15 protein-coding genes are annotated in these 14,662 nt (G+C 65.8%); 6 read left to right on the forward strand and 9 right to left on the reverse strand.

Annotated features, from left to right (window positions below):
* Nucleotides 1-11 precede the first annotated feature (11 nt).
* The 4 genes from QW863_RS05805 to QW863_RS05820 form a co-directional block, all read right to left on the reverse strand.
* Nucleotides 12-1,127: an SMP-30/gluconolactonase/LRE family protein gene (locus tag QW863_RS05805; protein WP_315767467.1), complete on the reverse strand. Its 1,116-nt coding sequence runs from the start codon at nucleotides 1,125-1,127 to the stop codon at nucleotides 12-14.
* 126 nt (nucleotides 1,128-1,253) lie between these two features.
* Nucleotides 1,254-2,168, reverse strand: a complete 915-nt coding sequence (locus QW863_RS05810; RefSeq protein WP_315714927.1) for an SDR family oxidoreductase — start codon at nucleotides 2,166-2,168, stop codon at nucleotides 1,254-1,256.
* A gap of 105 nt (nucleotides 2,169-2,273) precedes the next feature.
* A complete protein-coding gene (locus QW863_RS05815; protein ID WP_315767469.1) occupies nucleotides 2,274-3,413 on the reverse strand; it encodes a thiolase C-terminal domain-containing protein in 1,140 nt (379 codons plus the stop codon).
* A gap of 4 nt (nucleotides 3,414-3,417) precedes the next feature.
* On the reverse strand, nucleotides 3,418-3,831 hold the full coding sequence (locus QW863_RS05820) for a Zn-ribbon domain-containing OB-fold protein (RefSeq protein WP_315714925.1): 414 nt from the start codon (nucleotides 3,829-3,831) through the stop codon (nucleotides 3,418-3,420).
* Between the two features lie 191 nt (nucleotides 3,832-4,022).
* Here QW863_RS05820 and QW863_RS05825 point away from each other — a divergent pair, with 191 nt between their 5' ends.
* From QW863_RS05825 to QW863_RS05845, 5 genes are all read left to right on the forward strand, one after another.
* A complete protein-coding gene (locus tag QW863_RS05825) occupies nucleotides 4,023-4,346 on the forward strand; it encodes a hypothetical protein (protein ID WP_315767471.1) in 324 nt (107 codons plus the stop codon).
* A gap of 6 nt (nucleotides 4,347-4,352) precedes the next feature.
* Nucleotides 4,353-5,705, forward strand: coding sequence for an amidase (locus QW863_RS05830; protein ID WP_315767473.1), 1,353 nt, complete (start codon nucleotides 4,353-4,355; stop codon nucleotides 5,703-5,705).
* 234 nt (nucleotides 5,706-5,939) lie between these two features.
* Nucleotides 5,940-6,683 carry a 2OG-Fe(II) oxygenase gene (locus tag QW863_RS05835; protein ID WP_315767475.1) on the forward strand — a complete coding sequence of 248 codons (744 nt, stop codon included), beginning with the start codon at nucleotides 5,940-5,942 and terminating at the stop codon, nucleotides 6,681-6,683.
* A 3-nt stretch (nucleotides 6,684-6,686) separates the two neighbouring features.
* On the forward strand, nucleotides 6,687-7,337 hold the full coding sequence (alkB, locus tag QW863_RS05840; protein WP_315714921.1) for a DNA oxidative demethylase AlkB: 651 nt from the start codon (nucleotides 6,687-6,689) through the stop codon (nucleotides 7,335-7,337).
* 74 nt (nucleotides 7,338-7,411) lie between these two features.
* Nucleotides 7,412-8,635, forward strand: a complete 1,224-nt coding sequence (locus QW863_RS05845) for an MFS transporter (protein WP_315714920.1) — start codon at nucleotides 7,412-7,414, stop codon at nucleotides 8,633-8,635.
* Between the two features lie 6 nt (nucleotides 8,636-8,641).
* On the opposite strand, the gene QW863_RS05850 is transcribed toward QW863_RS05845, so the two are convergent.
* The 5 genes from QW863_RS05850 to hpaH are packed head-to-tail and all read right to left on the reverse strand — an operon-like array spanning nucleotide 8,642 to nucleotide 13,943.
* Entirely contained in the window at nucleotides 8,642-10,276 is a 1,635-nt protein-coding gene (locus QW863_RS05850) for a thiamine pyrophosphate-dependent enzyme (protein WP_315714919.1), read from the reverse strand.
* A 21-nt stretch (nucleotides 10,277-10,297) separates the two neighbouring features.
* Nucleotides 10,298-11,170, reverse strand: coding sequence for a fumarylacetoacetate hydrolase family protein (locus QW863_RS05855; RefSeq protein WP_315714918.1), 873 nt, complete (start codon nucleotides 11,168-11,170; stop codon nucleotides 10,298-10,300).
* Between the two features lie 12 nt (nucleotides 11,171-11,182).
* A complete protein-coding gene (gene hpaE, locus QW863_RS05860; protein ID WP_315714917.1) occupies nucleotides 11,183-12,721 on the reverse strand; it encodes a 5-carboxymethyl-2-hydroxymuconate semialdehyde dehydrogenase in 1,539 nt (512 codons plus the stop codon).
* Nucleotides 12,714-13,112, reverse strand: a complete 399-nt coding sequence (locus tag QW863_RS05865; protein WP_315714916.1) for a 5-carboxymethyl-2-hydroxymuconate Delta-isomerase — start codon at nucleotides 13,110-13,112, stop codon at nucleotides 12,714-12,716. Before QW863_RS05865 ends, hpaE begins: the two co-directional genes overlap by 8 nt.
* A 24-nt stretch (nucleotides 13,113-13,136) precedes the next feature.
* The gene (gene hpaH / locus QW863_RS05870; protein WP_315714915.1) at nucleotides 13,137-13,943 is read right to left on the reverse strand and encodes a 2-oxo-hept-4-ene-1,7-dioate hydratase; all 807 of its coding nucleotides are present in this window, start codon (nucleotides 13,941-13,943) and stop codon (nucleotides 13,137-13,139) included.
* Nucleotides 13,944-14,120: 177 nt separating this feature from the next.
* On the opposite strand from hpaH, the gene hpaR reads away from it, so the two are divergent.
* Nucleotides 14,121-14,576, forward strand: coding sequence for a homoprotocatechuate degradation operon regulator HpaR (gene hpaR, locus QW863_RS05875; RefSeq protein WP_409977900.1), 456 nt, complete (start codon nucleotides 14,121-14,123; stop codon nucleotides 14,574-14,576).
* Nucleotides 14,577-14,662: the final 86 nt, after the last annotated feature.

Below are 14,662 nucleotides of genomic sequence, written 5' to 3' on the forward strand. Positions count from 1 at the left end.
CTCGCTATTCGCTAACAGATGTGCGCCCCCTGCGTCTCCACATAGACCGCATAGAGCGACTGGCTCGCGGTCATGAACAGGCGATTGCGCTTCTTGCCGCCGAAGCAGACATTGGCGCAGATCTCCGGCAGCTTGATCTGGCCGATGCGGACGCCGTCCGGCGCGAAGATGTGGACGCCGTCATAGCCTTCGCCGACCCAGCCGGCGCCGACCCAGATGTTGCCGTCGATGTCGACCCGCAGCCCGTCCGCGAAGCCCGACTTGCCGTCGAGCGTCATGTCGATGAACGGCTTCGGGTTCGCCAGCTTGTCGCCATTGATGTCGTACTGCCAGATCACGTTCTTGGCGTTCGGATAGTGCGTGATGCCGGTGTCGCAGACGTAGAGCTTCTTGTAGTCGTGGCTGAAGGCGATGCCGTTCGGCTTGAACGGCTCGTCCGCGACCTTGGTGATCGCGCCGGACTGCGCATCGACGCGGTAGACGGCTTCCTTCTGGAACGGCTGGTTGGAGCCGTTGCGGGCGTTCTGCCCTTCATACAGGTTGATCGAGCCGTAGCCGGGATCGGTGAACCAGATCGACTTGTCGCTGGGATTGACGACCATGTCGTTCGGGCCATTGAGGGGCTTGTCGTTCGCCTTCTCCGCGAGAACGGTGACCGAGCCGTTGTGCTCGAACCGGACGAGGCGGGTCCGCTCGGCCGTGATCTGCCGCCCTTCGTAATCGAAGGTATTGCCGTTCGATTCGTTCGATGGCTTGCGGAACTGCTGGGAGATGTGGCCGTCGTCGTCGAGATAGCGCAGCTGGCGGTTGTTCGGGATGTCGCTCCAGACCAGGTACTGCGCCTGCGCGTTCCAGGCCGGACCTTCCGCCCATAGGCAGCCGGTGAACAGGCGCTTGATCGTGGTGTTGCCCACCTTGGCCTTGAAACGCTTCTCGTCGATCACGACGATGTCGGGATCGGGATAGCGTTGCGGCTGCGCGCCCGGTCCGAAATCGCGGGCACGGGCCGGCGAGACTGCCGCAGCCGCCGCGGCAAGGCCGGCGACGCCCTTGAGGAGCGTGCGCCGGTCGAAGCCGTCAGCTCCGGCCGGCGAATCCTGCGTGATGTCGTGTCGTGAATTCGTCATCTGTGTCCTCCCGACGTTTTGTTGGGAGGCGACCATACGACGAAATCATGGCAACGCGCGGGTCGTTTGGACAAAAAACAACTTGAGATGGTGTGCGCTGCAAGCAGATTTTGGGCGCTGCAAATCTCAGATCGGGTCCCAGCCGAACACGTCGGCGGAACGATCGAGCTTGTAGAACGACGGCTTCAGTGCCGGCATGCCATGCTCCGCAATGGTCTGCGGCGTCCAGCCTTCGCCGCGGTGCACCGAGCGCAATGGGCGCGACTGGCTCATCAGGAAGATCTCGTTCATGCGAACGGCGAAGATCTGGCCGGTGACGTCTTTCGAGGCATCGCTGAGCAGATAGGCGACGACGGGCGCGATCTTCTCGGGCCCCATCCGCTTCATGCGTTCGACGCGTTCCTTCTCGGCCTCGGTCTCCGCCGGGATGGTGCCGATCATTCGGCTCCAGGCAAACGGCGAGACGCAATTGGAACGCACGTTGAAGCGGCCCATGTCGAGCGCGATCGACTTCGACAGGCCGACGATGCCGAGCTTCGCCGCGGCGTAATTGGCCTGGCCATAATTGCCGATCAGGCCCGAGGTCGAGGTGAAATGGACGAAGGAGCCGCTCTCCTGCTCGCGGAACAGCCGCGCGGCGGAGTGAGCGACATAGAACGACCCCATCAGGTGGACCTTGATGACCGCTTCGAACGCCTCGATGCTCATCTTGTGGAAGATCATGTCGCGCAGGATGCCGGCATTGTTGACCACGCCGTCGAGCTTGCCGAAGTGGTCGGTCGCGGCCTTCACGATCTTGCTGGCCGGGATCGCTTCGGACACGCTCTCGAAATTCGCCACCGCCGTGCCGCCGCGCTTCTTGATTTCCTCGACCACTTCCTCCGCCGGCGCTGCGCTGGTGCCCGAGCCGTCGGACGCCACGCCGGGATCGTTGACGACGACCTTGGCACCTTCGGCGGCGCACAGCAGCGCGATCTCGCGGCCGATGCCGCGGCCGGCGCCGGTGACGATGACGACTTTGTCCTGCAGCGATTTGGTCATGAGAGGCTCTCCTTGTTGTCATTCCGGGGCGATGCGCAGCATCGAGCCCGGAATCTCGAGATTCCGGGTCTGGTGCTTCGCACCATCCCGGAATGACGAGTGCTGCTACTTCTCGTTCGTAAAGATGATCGTCCCCGATGCGGCGAACATGCCGCCGACGCCGTGACACACCGAGATCTTGGCTCCTGGTACCTGCGCCGGGGCGATGCCACGCATCTGGCGCACGCTCTCCTGCAACGCATACATGCCGTACATGCCCGAATGCATGTAGGACAGGCCGCCGCCATTGGTGTTGAGCGGCAGCTTGCCGCCGGGCCGTGTGTGACCGGCGGCGATGAACGGCCCGGTCTCCTCATGCGGCATGAAGCCGAGATCACCGAGACCGAACAGCGGCAGATGCGCGAACGCGTCGTAGATCATGAGATGGTCGACGTCGGCATGGCCGATGCCGGCCTCCTTGAAGGCGAGGGGGCCCGCGACCTTGAAGGCGCGCGATGAATTGAACGTCTCCATCTGGCTGACCATCGGCGTCTCCACGCTTTCGCCGGTGCCGAGAACATAGACTGGCCTCTGCGGAAAATCTTTGGCGCGATCGGCCGAGGTCAGGATCAGCGCGCCGCCGCCGTCGGTGACGAGGCAGCATTGCAGCAGCCGGAACGGATAGGCGATCATGCGCGAGTTCAGCACGTCCTCGACGGTGATCGGGTCCTTCATCATCGCGCGCGGGTTCTTTGCCGCCCATTCGCGCTGTACGACCGCAACCATCGCCAGCTGCTCATGGGTGATGCCGTACGTCTTCATGTAGCGCAGCACGGGGATCGGGAACATGCTGGGCGGCCCGTAGACGCCGAACGGCGCCTCGAACTGGCCCTGCAGGCTGTCCGGCGGGATCGAGCGCGGCAGCTTGCCGATCATCGATTTGCCGCTCTCGGCGTGGGTGATCAGCACGGTCTTGCATAGCCCGGCTTCGATCGCAGCCGCGGCGTGGCGGACATGCAGCATGAAGGAGCAGCCGCCGACCGAGGTGCCATCGACCCAGGTCGGTGTGATGCCGAGATAATGGCAGATCTGCTGCGGCGTCTCGACCGCGGTGGCGAAGCCGTCGATGTCCGACAGCTTGAGCCCGGCATCGGCGATGGCATTCAGTGCCGCGTCCGCATGCAGCTGGATCTGCGACATCGTCGGGATGATTCCGAGCTCGGTGGTCTCGGCCGCGCCGACCACGGCCACCTGGTTTCGACGCATGGCGCTATCCTTTCGCCGGCCGGAACAGGGGCAGGGTGATCTGCTCGTCCATTTTCTCGAATGTGACTTCGAGGGCCATGTCGAGCTCCAATGCCTCCGGTGTCTGCGGGCAGCCCGTGATGTTGCTCATCATGCGCGGGCCCTCTTCGAGCGCCACGACGGCAATGGCGTAGGGCGGCGTGAAGCCGGGCGCAGGGGGACGATGGTTGATGACGTAGCTGTAGAGCGTGCCTTTGCCCGTGGCCTTGAAGATGCTGACCTTGCGGCTGGCGCAGGCCGGACAGAATGGGCGCGGCGGGAAGTAGACGTGGGCACAGGCGTCGCAGCGCTGCAGCCGCAATTCGCCGGCCCGGGTGCCGTCCCAGAAATGCTGCGTCTCGGGTGTCGGTTTGGGGCGTGCACGCATCGGCTCGGCCATCCCGGTTGATCCTCCCTGCGGCGGGCTCCGTCGCCCGCTCCTTTGCATCCGTGATGCGCCATTTGACGCAGACGCGTCAACGGTCCATCACGCCACGCATGCGGCCCTCCGGGAGGCGCAGAGGTGTTTGGACGGCAATTGCCGCCTGATGAAAATTGGTCTTTGATGCTGGGAGTATGATCGGAGCCGAGATGAAGCTGCGTGACATCGCCCATTCCAGAACCGGCGACAAGGGTGACACCTCGAACATCTCGGTCATCGCCTACGACCCCAAGGATTACCCGCTGCTGCTCGCACAAGTCACGGCCGAGCGTGTGAAGGCGCACTTCGCCGGCATTGTCCAGGGCGAGGTGGTCCGCTATGAGCTGCCCAACATTGCGGCGCTGAATTTCGCGATGAGCCGGGCGCTCGGCGGCGGGGTCACCCGGTCGCTCGCGCTGGATGCGCACGGCAAGTCGCTGAGTTCCGCGCTGCTCGATCTGGACATCGCGGCCGATGCCGCAGACACGCGATAGGATGTCATGACCGTTTCAATTCCGACACTGGCCGCGCTGGCCGACGATCTCGCCGCCGGCCGCACCACGTCCCGCAAGCTGGTGGAGGAGTGTCTCGCCAGGATCGCCGATCCCGCCGGCGAGGGCCAGCGCGCCTTCATCCATGTCGACAAGGAGGCCGCGCTGGCGGCGGCCGACGGCATGGATGCGCTGCGCAAGGCCAATGCGGCGCCGTCGCCCTACGCCGGCATTCCGGTCTCGATCAAGGACCTGTTCGACATCAAGGGCCAGGTCACCCGCGCCGGCTCGCGGGCGCTGGAGGATTCCGCGCCGGCCGAGGCCGATGCGCCGGCGGTGGCGCGGCTGCGCCGGGCCGGCTTCGTCGTGATCGGCCGCACCAACATGACCGAGTTCGCCTATTCCGGCATCGGCATCAACCCGCATTACGGCACGCCGAAGAGCGCCTGGAAGCGCGACGTCGGCCATGTGCCCGGCGGCTCGTCGTCGGGCGCCGCGGTCTCGATCGTCGACCGCATGGCCTATGGCGCGCTCGGCACCGACACCGGCGGCTCCTGCCGCATTCCCGCGGCCTTCAACGGCATCACGGGCTACAAGCCGACGCAGGCCCGCGTGCCGCTCGACGGCGGCGTGCCGCTGTCGACCACGCTCGACAGCTTTGGGCCGCTCGCCAACACGGTCGCCTGCTGTGCCGTCCTCGATTCCGTGCTGGCCGACGAGCCGGTCCGCCCGCTCGCGTCGCGCCCGGTGAAGGGTTTGCGGCTTGCGGTGCCCACCACGGTCGTGCTCGACGAGCTCGATGCCGAGGTCGCCGAGACCTTTGAGCGGGCGCTGGAGACGCTGGCGAAGCAGGGGGCGCTCATCGAGCGTATCGAATTCCCCGAGTTCCTCGACGTCGGCCTGATCGGCATGAAGGGCGGCTTCGCCGCCGCCGAGAGCTATGCCTGGCACCGCTTCCTGCTCACAGCCAAGGGCGACGTCTACGATCCGCGCGTGTCCGTCCGCATCATGCGCGGCGAGGCGATCACCGTGCCCGACTACATCGAGATGCTCAACGCGCGCCGCTCGCTGGTGAAGCGCGCCGCTGCACGCATCGCGCCCTACGATGCGCTGGCGATGCCGACTACGGCCAACGCGCCGCCTGTCATCGCCGATCTCGCCGACGACCAGGCCTTCGCCCGCGAGAACATCCGCGCTTTGCGCAATTGCACCTTCATCAACATGATCGACGGCTGCGCCATCTCGCTGCCGGCGCACCGCCACGGCGAGGTCCCGGTCGGCCTGATGCTGGCGCAGTCCGGCGGCCACGACCGCAAGCTGCTGGAGATCGCGGCGGGCATCGAGGGCGTGGTGCGGGGGTGAGTAGGGAAAGAGCCCGGCGTTCCGACGCCGGATGGGAACCTGTCGTCGTTACGGTATCATCGACATGGATGCTACCGGAAATCGGGTGGTGCCCCGCTGGCCACTCCGTAACACTGTCGTCATTCCGGGATGCGCGCCCTTGCGCGCAGGCGCGGAATACATAACCACGACCGTGCGTATGGATTCCGGGCTCGTCGCTTTGCGCCGCTCCGGAATGACAGCTGGAATGTCCGAATGACCAGGCTCAAACAGGCTACGCTCGACATCGATACTCCCGCCGCGATCGGGATCGACCAGCTCGATTGGGCGATGGTTGAACGCGATCTCGATTCCAGCGGCTGCGCCGTGTTGACGCAGCTGCTGTCGCCCGACGCGTGCCGCGCGCTGGCCGCGTTCTATCCGGACGACCGGCACTTCCGCAGCCGCGTCGTCATGGCGCGGCATGGTTTCGGCCGCGGCGAGTACAAATATTTCAGTTATCCGCTGCCCGATCCGATCGCGCAGTTGCGGCCGCGGCTCTATTCGCATCTGGTCGCGATCGCCAACCGCTGGAATGCGACGATGGGGATCGACATCCAATATCCCGCCGAGCACGACGACTTCCTGGCGCGCTGTCATCAGGCCGGCCAGATCAGGCCGACGCCGCTCTTGCTGCAATATGTCGAGGGCGACTACAATTGTCTTCACCAGGATCTCTATGGCGAGCACGTGTTTCCGTTGCAGATCGCGATCCTGCTGTCAGAGCCGGGGCGCGATTTCGAGGGAGGCGAGTTCGTGCTGACCGAGCAGCGGCCGCGCATGCAGTCGCGCGCCGAGGTGGTGCCGCTCCGGCAGGGCGACGCCGTGGTGTTCGCGGTCCACAATCGCCCGGTCCAGGGCACGCGCGGCAGCTACCGCGTCAACATGCGTCATGGCGTGAGCCGGCTGCGTTCCGGCCGGCGGCATACGCTCGGTGTGATCTTTCACGATGCGAAGTAGCATATGACGGATCTGTTCGATGGATTTGAGATCGCCGGACCGGCGCGCGAGCCGCTCGCCCCAGGCGCGGTGCTGCTGCGTGGTTTTGCGCAGCCACATGCGACGGAGCTTCTGGCCGCGATCGAGGCGATCACCGCGCAGGCGCCGTTCCGCCGGATGATCACGCCCGGCGGGCACCAGATGTCGGTGGCCATGACGAATTGCGGCTCGGTCGGCTGGGTGACGGACCGCAGCGGCTATCGCTACGATCCCGTTGATCCAGACAGCGGACAGAGGTGGCCGGCGATGCCGCCGCTGTTGCGACAGCTCGCCGAGCAGGCGGCGAGCGAGGCAGGCTTTGCCGCCTTCGCGCCCGATGCCTGCCTGATCAATTGCTACGAGCCCGGCGCCAAGATGTCGCTGCATCAGGATCGCGACGAGCGCGACGTCGGCGCGCCGATCGTCTCGGTGTCATTGGGCCTTCCCGCGACGTTCCTGTTCGGCGGCCTCAAGCGCTCCGACAAGACGCAACGCTATCGGCTGGCCCATGGCGACGTCGTCGTCTGGGGCGGCCCGGCGCGGCTCGCCTTTCACGGCGTCGCGCCGCTCGCCGATGGCGAGCATGCTCGGCTCGGCCGCCGGCGCATCAACCTGACGTTCCGCCGCGCCCGATAGTCCTGGCCGCTCTGTGACGTTCCTCATTTTGCAGCGGGCATCCCTGGCTCTATGCTGCGCCCGGGAGAGGGGCCATGAGCACTGTCGAACTTGCGGACGAGCGGGCGCCTGCGGCGGCGCGAATAGGACTTCACCTTGCGCTGCTGCAGCTGGTGTTCACGCTGCTGTGGACGACCTACGTGATCTATCTGCCGAAGCTCGCCGCCCAGGCCGGCATCGCGCCCTCCGCCGTCGTTCTGATCCTGATGCTGGACCAGGCGATCTTCACATTGTCCGATACCGCGATGGGACTTGCGGCCGATCGCATCGGGCGCGCCGCCGCGCGGTTCGGTCTCTTCATCGGCCTGCTGACTGCGGTATCCTGCGCCGCCTTTGTCGCGCTGCCTTTCGTGGCGGCGTCCGCAGGTCCAGCGGTCTTCATCGGACTGATCGCGATCTGGGCGCTGACCTCGTCGGTCTTGCGCGCGCCGCCCTTGACGCTGCTCGGGCGCCATGCGGCCCGGCCGGCCATTCCGTTCCTGGCAGCGCTGGTCATGCTCGGCTATGGCGTGGCCGGCGCCGTGTCGCCCTATCTCGGCGTGATCCTGCGCGACTACGATCCGCGCCTGCCGTTCGTCATCTCATCGGCCGTGCTGCTGCTGACGGCGCTCGGTCTCTCGCGCATTCCGCAGGATAGCGGTCGGGCAGCGCAAGCAGCGGCCAAGCTCGAGCCCAGGCCACTGCGGGGACTGCCCCTGCTGTTCATCGGCGCCATGGTGATCCTCGCGCTCGGCTACCAGCTGCATTTCAGCATCAACAGCTCGGCCTTCTATCTCCGCTTCGCCAGGCCGGAGGACCTTTCCTGGCTGATGCCGGTGTTCTGGATCGGCTTCAACCTCGTGCTGTTCCCGGCCAGCGTGGTCGTCAAGCATCGCGGCGGGCTCATCGTGATGGGATTCGCCGGTCTGCTCGGTGCGCTCGCGATCGTGATCGCCGAGCTCGCGGGCGCATTGACCGTGCTGATCGTGGCGCAGTTCATCGCCGGGGCGGCCTGGGGCTGCATGATGATGAGCGCCATTTCCGCGGCGCTCGCGATCGGGACGAACGGCGCCGAGGGCAAGGTGACCGGGCTCGTGTTCTCGGCGCTGGCGCTGGCAACCTTCGCGCGGATCGCTGCCGTCGCCGGCGGTCTGCAGAAGTTGCCAGACTATGCGCCGCTGGTGCAGTGGGCGCCGGTCGCGTGCTGGCTCGTGGCCGGCGCGGGCCTGCTGGCGATGGCCGCCGCCGGATTGCAGGGACGCCGCGCGTCCCCGCCGTGAGGTCGATCAGATCCCTGGAGGCTTCGACGGATGGATGAAGGCCCAGGGCGAGACCTCGGAGTCGCGCGGCACCTCGATGTCGATCAGATATGGCCCGCCATGCGCCAGCGCCGTCTCGAGCGCGGATTTGAACTGATCGGGTGACGTGACCTTGCTGGCGGCGACGCCGAAGGATTCGGCGAGCGTGACGAAATCCGGATTGACGAGATCGGAGGCGACGACGCGGCCGTCGAAGCGCTCACGCTGGTCGCGCCGGACATTGCCATAGGAATTGTTGTTGAACACCAGGGTGACGACGCCGATGTTGTATTGCACGGCAGTCGCCAGCTCCTGCACGGCGAACATGAAACCGCCATCGCCGGTGATCGCGATCACAGGTCTGTCGGGATGCGCCACCTTGGCACCGAGCGCGGTGGGAAAACCCGCGCCGAGCGTGCCCTGATAGCCCGAGGTGATGAAGGTGCGCGGCTCGTAGACGGGAAAGCCGTACCAGGAGGCGAAGCCGACCTGCGACAGTTCGTCGGTGACGATGGCGTCGCGCGGCAGCACCTCGCGGAGCACGTTCAGATAGGCCATCTGCGGCTGGACCTTCTGGATCTCCTGCAAGGTCGCTGCGGTGACCTCCCGGATCGCGGCGCGGCGTCCCGAGCTCTTGCGGTAGCCCGTCTTGCTCACAGCAGCGACGAGCGCGGCCGTGCCCGCCTTGGCATCGGCGACGATGCCGGCGTCGACGATCAGGCGCCGCATCTCCACCGGGTCGATGTCGATGCGGATCGACATCAATCCATCCGGCTTGAACGGCCAGCGGAACGTGGTCGGCAGCTCCATGCGGGTGCCGATGCCGATCATCAGATCGGTGGTCGGCCACAGCTTGTAGGCTGAGGCCATGGTGAGCCCGAGCTCGTGTGCATTGGAGACGATGCCGCGCCCGGACCGGAAGGCGACGACCGGCGCGTCGATCATCTCGGCGAGTTCGAGGATGTCCTCGCGCGCCTCGATTGCGCCTGAGCCGACGAAGATCATCGGCGCCTTCGCGGACGTGATCAGCCCGGCCGCCTTGGCGATGCGGTCGGGATCGGGCTGCGGCGGCGCGAACTGGGCCAGCGGCATCGCCGCAGCGGTGGCCGCCTTCTGCGTGAACACGTCCCACGGCATCTCGAGCGCAGCGGGGCCGCGCCGCCCCGACATCATCTCCTGGAACGCGCGCGCGACCTGCGTCGGCGCGCTGTCGGGATATTCGATGCGCTCGGCCCATTTGACGAAGGTGCGCAAGGTCGCGAGCTGGTCCGGCATCTCGTGCAGATGGCCGCGGCCGCGGCCGAGATAGTCGGTCGGCACCTGGCCCGTGAGGCACAGCACCGGCTCGTTGCAGCCGAAGGCGGTGAGCAGTGCGGCGCCGGCGTTGAGCACGCCGGGACCCGGCACGACGCTGAACACGCCGGGCCTGCCGCTGGCGCGGGCATAGCCGAACGCCATGTAGCCGCAGGCCTGCTCGTGGCGGGCGCCGACGACCTTGAGCTGCGCCTGGTGGAAGGCATCGAACAGGCCATAGACCTGCGCTCCAGGCAGGCCGAACACGGTGTCGACGCCGTGGGCGACGAGCCCGCTGACGATGGCTTCGCCGCCGGTCATGGTGGTCATGCTGACATTCCGTTGCTGACTTTACAGAGCTTCGTCGACGACGCCATTGCGCAAGGTGCCGACGCCCTCGGCTTCGATCTCGATGACGTCGCCGGGCTTCAGATAACGCGGCGGATCGAACCGCGCACCGGCGCCGGTGGGCGTGCCCGTCACGATCACGTCACCGGGGACGAGCGTGGTGAAGGTCGAGATGTAGTTGATGAGGTAGCGGAAGCCGAAGATCAGCCGTGACGTGCGGTCGTCCTGGCGCAATTCGCCATTGACGCGCGTCGTCAGCCGGATATCGGCAATCTGGCTCTCATTCGTGTAGGGCACGATCCAAGGCCCGAGGCTGCCGGTCGAATCGAAGTTCTTGCCTTGGGTGACGTTGAACTTGGCATGCCGCACCCAGTCGCGGATGGTGCCCTCGTTGCAAAGCGTGAGTGCGGCGATGTGATCCAGCGCCTGGGCCTCCGGGATGTGACGGCCGGCCTTGCCGATGATCAGCACGAGCTCGCCTTCATAGTCGAGCTGCGGCGAGGCGCGTGGACGCACCAGGGGCGTTTCATGGCCGACGAAGGAGCGCGGCGTCCGCATGAACATCGACGGATATTTCGGCGCGTCCTGGCCATCCTTGTATTCGGCATTGCGGTCCGGATAATTGACGCCGATGCAGATGATCTTCTCGGGCGAAGCAATCGGCGGCAGCCAGGTGATGGCATCGAGGCCGTGATCGGGCGACAGCCCGGCTGCGGCATCGATCAACCGGGGCAGGGCGGCCGCGGCGATCACCTCACGCAAGGTCGGATAATCCCTGGCGAACCGCGCGGAGAGATCGACGAGGCCCTTGTCGGTCGCAAGGCCGTAGCAGACCGAGCCATCGACGGCATAGGTGGCGAGGCGAGGGGAGGTCATGGGCTGTTCTCCCTAGGCGCCGAGCCGCTGGATCTTGTGGGTGCCGCGGGCGAGCGAAACGTGCTTGGTCTCCATGTAGAAGTCGAACGAATAGTCGCCGCCGTCGCGGCCGATGCCCGATGCCTTCATGCCGCCGAACGGGGTTGGCAGGTGGCGGACATTCTCCGAGTTCAGCCAGATCATGCCGGCTTCGAGCGCGTCGGCGACGCGCAGCGCGCGGCCCATGTCGCCGGTCCAGACATAGCCGGTCAGGCCGTATTGCACGTCATTGGCGATCGCGATCGCGTCAGCCTCGTCGCGGAACGGGATCACGGTGAGGAACGGCCCGAACACCTCTTCCTGCGCCACGCGCATGGTCTGGCGCGCGCCGGTCACCAGCGTCGGCTCGACGTAATGCCCGCCACCCGGGCCGTCGAACCGCTTGCCGCCGACGGCGATGATCGCACCGTCCTCGCGTGCAACGTCGACATAGGAGCAGACCTTGGCGAGATGCCGCTCGTGGATCAGCGGCCCGATCTCGGTGGCGGGATCGAGCGGATGACCCACTTTCAGCGCACGCACGCGCGCCGCAAGCTTGGCCGTGAAGGTCTCGGCAATACTCTGCTGCACCAGCAGGCGGCTGGATGAGGTGCAGCGCTCACCGTTGAGCGAGTAGATCATGAACACGACGGCGTCGAGCGCGCGGTCGAGATCGGCATCGTCGAACACGATCACCGGGTTCTTGCCGCCGAGCTCGAAATGCACCCGCTTCAGGGTCGGTGCGCCCTGCGCCATGATCGCAGATCCCGTCGAGCTCTCGCCGACGAAGCCGATTGCCTTGATCGCGGGATGCTCGGTCAGCGCCTTGCCGGCCTCCTCGCCGAAGCCGTGAACGGTGTTGAGGACGCCGTCGGGAATGCCGGCGTCCTTGGCGAGCTTGGCCAGCCACTGCGCCGTGATCGGCGACCATTCCGCCGGCTTGTGCACGACCGTGCAGCCGGCGGCGAGCGCCGGGGCGATCTTCCAGGTCGACAGCATGAACGGCGTGTTCCATGGCGTGATCACGCCGACCGGGCCGATCGGCACCCGCGTCGAGATGTTCCAATGCTCGTCGCTCGGCGTACTCAGGCCGTCACGTGCCTCGGTGCATTTGTCGGCAAAGAAGCGGAAGTTTTCCGCTGCGCGGATCGCGGCCTTGGCCATGAAGCGGTAGGCCTGCCCGGTGTCGATGCATTCGAGCACGGCGATGTCGTCGGCATGATCCTCGATCGCGTCGGCCACGCGATGCAGCAGCTTGCGCCGCATCGCCGGCGCCATGTCGCGCCAGGATCTGAAGGCGAGTGCGGCCGATGTCGCCGCGCGGTCGATGTCCTCGGCATTTCCGCGCGCGACCTTGGCGAGCACGGCACCGTCGATCGGAGACTTCGTCTCGAACGTCGCGCCTGAGATCGCCGGCACGACCTTGCCATCGATGAAGTGACCGATGCCTTCGTCTTTCAGCTTCGCGAGCAGGGGGGCAACGCGGTCGAGATTGGCCTTGTAGATGTCCGTCTTGGGAGTGGCCTTATCCATGGGATGCCTCCGCTTTCAGGGCGTCGTGGATGTTGTTGCGCTTCCAGCTGGTCGCGGCATCGTTGATCTGCATGTCGAAGGACAGCGCGAACTTGCTGCTGGCGAAGACTGGGTCGAGGTAATCTGAAAGTGCCTTGAAGACGTGCTCGCCGGCCTTCTGCCGTGCCGCGAGGTCGCGGCCTTCGCCGAGCCGCAGCACCATGGCGAGGAAGGCGGAGTCGGGCTTGCCGTCGGCGATCGCGTAGTGCTCGCAGCGGATCGCGCGCACGCGGATGCCGCCGATCGGAAAGATCCCGGTCTCGCTGGCGGCCTTGCGGACCACTTCGCAAAGGTTGCCCATCATGACAAAGCCGTCGAGATTGGCGGAGTATTCGATGCTGAAATGCGGCATGATGCGGTCGCTCCGGGGCAGGCGTCAGGCGAAGTAACAGCTCACCGTCCCATACGGGCCGTAGTCGGCCTGGATCGTGTCGCCCTTGCGCGCCTCGATCGGCCGGATGAACGAGCCGGCAAGGACCACCTGTCCCGGCTCCAGCGCCAATCCATTTGCCGCGATCTTGTTGGCGAGCCACGCAACGGCCGTTGCCGGGTTGTTCAGCACGCCGGCGGCCAAGCCGGTCTCTTCCAGTTGACCGTTCTTATAACAGAGTGCGCCGATCCAGCGCAGGTCGGCATCGAGCGGCCGCAGCGGCCGGCCGCCGAGCACGATGCCGGCATTTGCGGCGTTGTCGGCGATCGTATCGAAGATCTTGCGGGTCGCCTTGGTCGCGGGATCCACCCGCTCGATCCGCGTATCCAGGATCTCGAGTGCCGGCACTACGAAATCCGTCGCGTTGAGTACGTCGAACAAGGTGCAGTCCGGTCCAGACAGACGGTGCTTTATGACGAAGGCAAGCTCCGCCTCGATACGCGTCGCGATGAAGCGGTCGGACGGCACCAGCCCGCCATCGGCAAAGAACATGTCGTCGAGCAGCACGCCCGAATCCGGCTCATCGATGTTCAGCGCGCTCTGCATCGCCTTCGATGTCAACCCGATCTTGTGACCCTTGATGACGCTGCCCGCGGCCACCTTGGCGCTGATCCAGGCCTCCTGGATCGCATAGGCGTCTGCGATGGTGATATCGGGAAACTCCTGCGACAACTGCCTGATCTGGCGGCGGCTCTTTTCGGCCTGATCCAGGCGTAAGGCGCAGCTATGAATCTGGTCGCTCGCAAGAGGCATGGTCTATCGCTCAGAAAAGAGATGGCGGCAGATGATTAACATGTTAAGTTTCAGCCGGCAAACCGAAAGGGCGTTTGCTGCAGTGCAAATATTCAGGATGGCCCACGGGAGGTTGATGTGAGCGAGACCAGGGCCAAGGTCGCCAGGCAGGCTGCGAAGGAGGTGCGCAAGGTGCCGATGCGCGACTTCTCGCAGTCGCTGCCGATGGCCTTGTTGCGGGCGCGTGAGGCCGTGATGCGGCAGTTTCGCCCCAATCTGCGACAGCACGGCCTGACCGAGCAGCAATGGCGCATCTTGCGCGCGCTGGCGGCGGTCGATGTAATCGAGGTGACGGAGCTGGCGCGGGTCGCGTTCCTGCTCGGGCCCAGCCTGTCCCGCATCCTGCGCGATCTCGAGGCGCGCGGCTTGATTCAGCGCGAAGTCGATAGCCGCGACATGCGCAGGGGCGTGTTGTCGATTTCGGCCAAGGGCATGAAGCTGATCGCACAGGTCGCGCCGAGCTCAGAGGCGATCTATGCATCGATTGCCAGCCGGTATGGGGCCCGCAAGCTTGCCGCATTGCACAAGATGCTGGGCGAGCTGGAGCAGAGCATCGGCGGCGATCTCGACGCCTCCGACGACGGCGATGGCTGATCCGCCGCGGACCAAGCGCAATGACGCGGTCTCATGCTTGGCAGGCCGTTCGGCGTTTTGATAAGAAGCGATGCAGTCGAGCGGAG

This window comes from Bradyrhizobium sp. SZCCHNR1017 (assembly GCF_032381375.1).
Lineage (GTDB): Bacteria > Pseudomonadota > Alphaproteobacteria > Rhizobiales > Xanthobacteraceae > Bradyrhizobium.

Excerpts from the sequence above, each read along its gene's own strand:
- QW863_RS05815 (WP_315767469.1), bottom strand. The coding sequence starts at position 3,413 with ATGCGTCGAAACCAGGTGGCCGTGGTCGGCGCGGCCGAGACCACCGAG.
- hpaE (WP_315714917.1), bottom strand. The coding sequence starts at position 12,721 with ATGGATAAGGCCACTCCCAAGACGGACATCTACAAGGCCAATCTCGAC.
- QW863_RS05865 (WP_315714916.1), bottom strand. The coding sequence starts at position 13,112 with ATGCCGCATTTCAGCATCGAATACTCCGCCAATCTCGACGGCTTTGTC.
- QW863_RS05850 (WP_315714919.1), bottom strand. The coding sequence starts at position 10,276 with ATGACCACCATGACCGGCGGCGAAGCCATCGTCAGCGGGCTCGTCGCC.
- alkB (WP_315714921.1), top strand. The coding sequence starts at position 6,687 with ATGACGGATCTGTTCGATGGATTTGAGATCGCCGGACCGGCGCGCGAG.
- hpaH (WP_315714915.1), bottom strand. The coding sequence starts at position 13,943 with ATGCCTCTTGCGAGCGACCAGATTCATAGCTGCGCCTTACGCCTGGAT.
- QW863_RS05820 (WP_315714925.1), bottom strand. The coding sequence starts at position 3,831 with ATGGCCGAGCCGATGCGTGCACGCCCCAAACCGACACCCGAGACGCAG.
- QW863_RS05825 (WP_315767471.1), top strand. The coding sequence starts at position 4,023 with ATGAAGCTGCGTGACATCGCCCATTCCAGAACCGGCGACAAGGGTGAC.
- hpaR (WP_409977900.1), top strand. The coding sequence starts at position 14,121 with ATGCGCGACTTCTCGCAGTCGCTGCCGATGGCCTTGTTGCGGGCGCGT.
- QW863_RS05810 (WP_315714927.1), bottom strand. The coding sequence starts at position 2,168 with ATGACCAAATCGCTGCAGGACAAAGTCGTCATCGTCACCGGCGCCGGC.
- QW863_RS05855 (WP_315714918.1), bottom strand. The coding sequence starts at position 11,170 with ATGACCTCCCCTCGCCTCGCCACCTATGCCGTCGATGGCTCGGTCTGC.
- QW863_RS05830 (WP_315767473.1), top strand. The coding sequence starts at position 4,353 with ATGACCGTTTCAATTCCGACACTGGCCGCGCTGGCCGACGATCTCGCC.
- QW863_RS05805 (WP_315767467.1), bottom strand. The coding sequence starts at position 1,127 with ATGACGAATTCACGACACGACATCACGCAGGATTCGCCGGCCGGAGCT.
- QW863_RS05845 (WP_315714920.1), top strand. The coding sequence starts at position 7,412 with ATGAGCACTGTCGAACTTGCGGACGAGCGGGCGCCTGCGGCGGCGCGA.
- QW863_RS05835 (WP_315767475.1), top strand. The coding sequence starts at position 5,940 with ATGACCAGGCTCAAACAGGCTACGCTCGACATCGATACTCCCGCCGCG.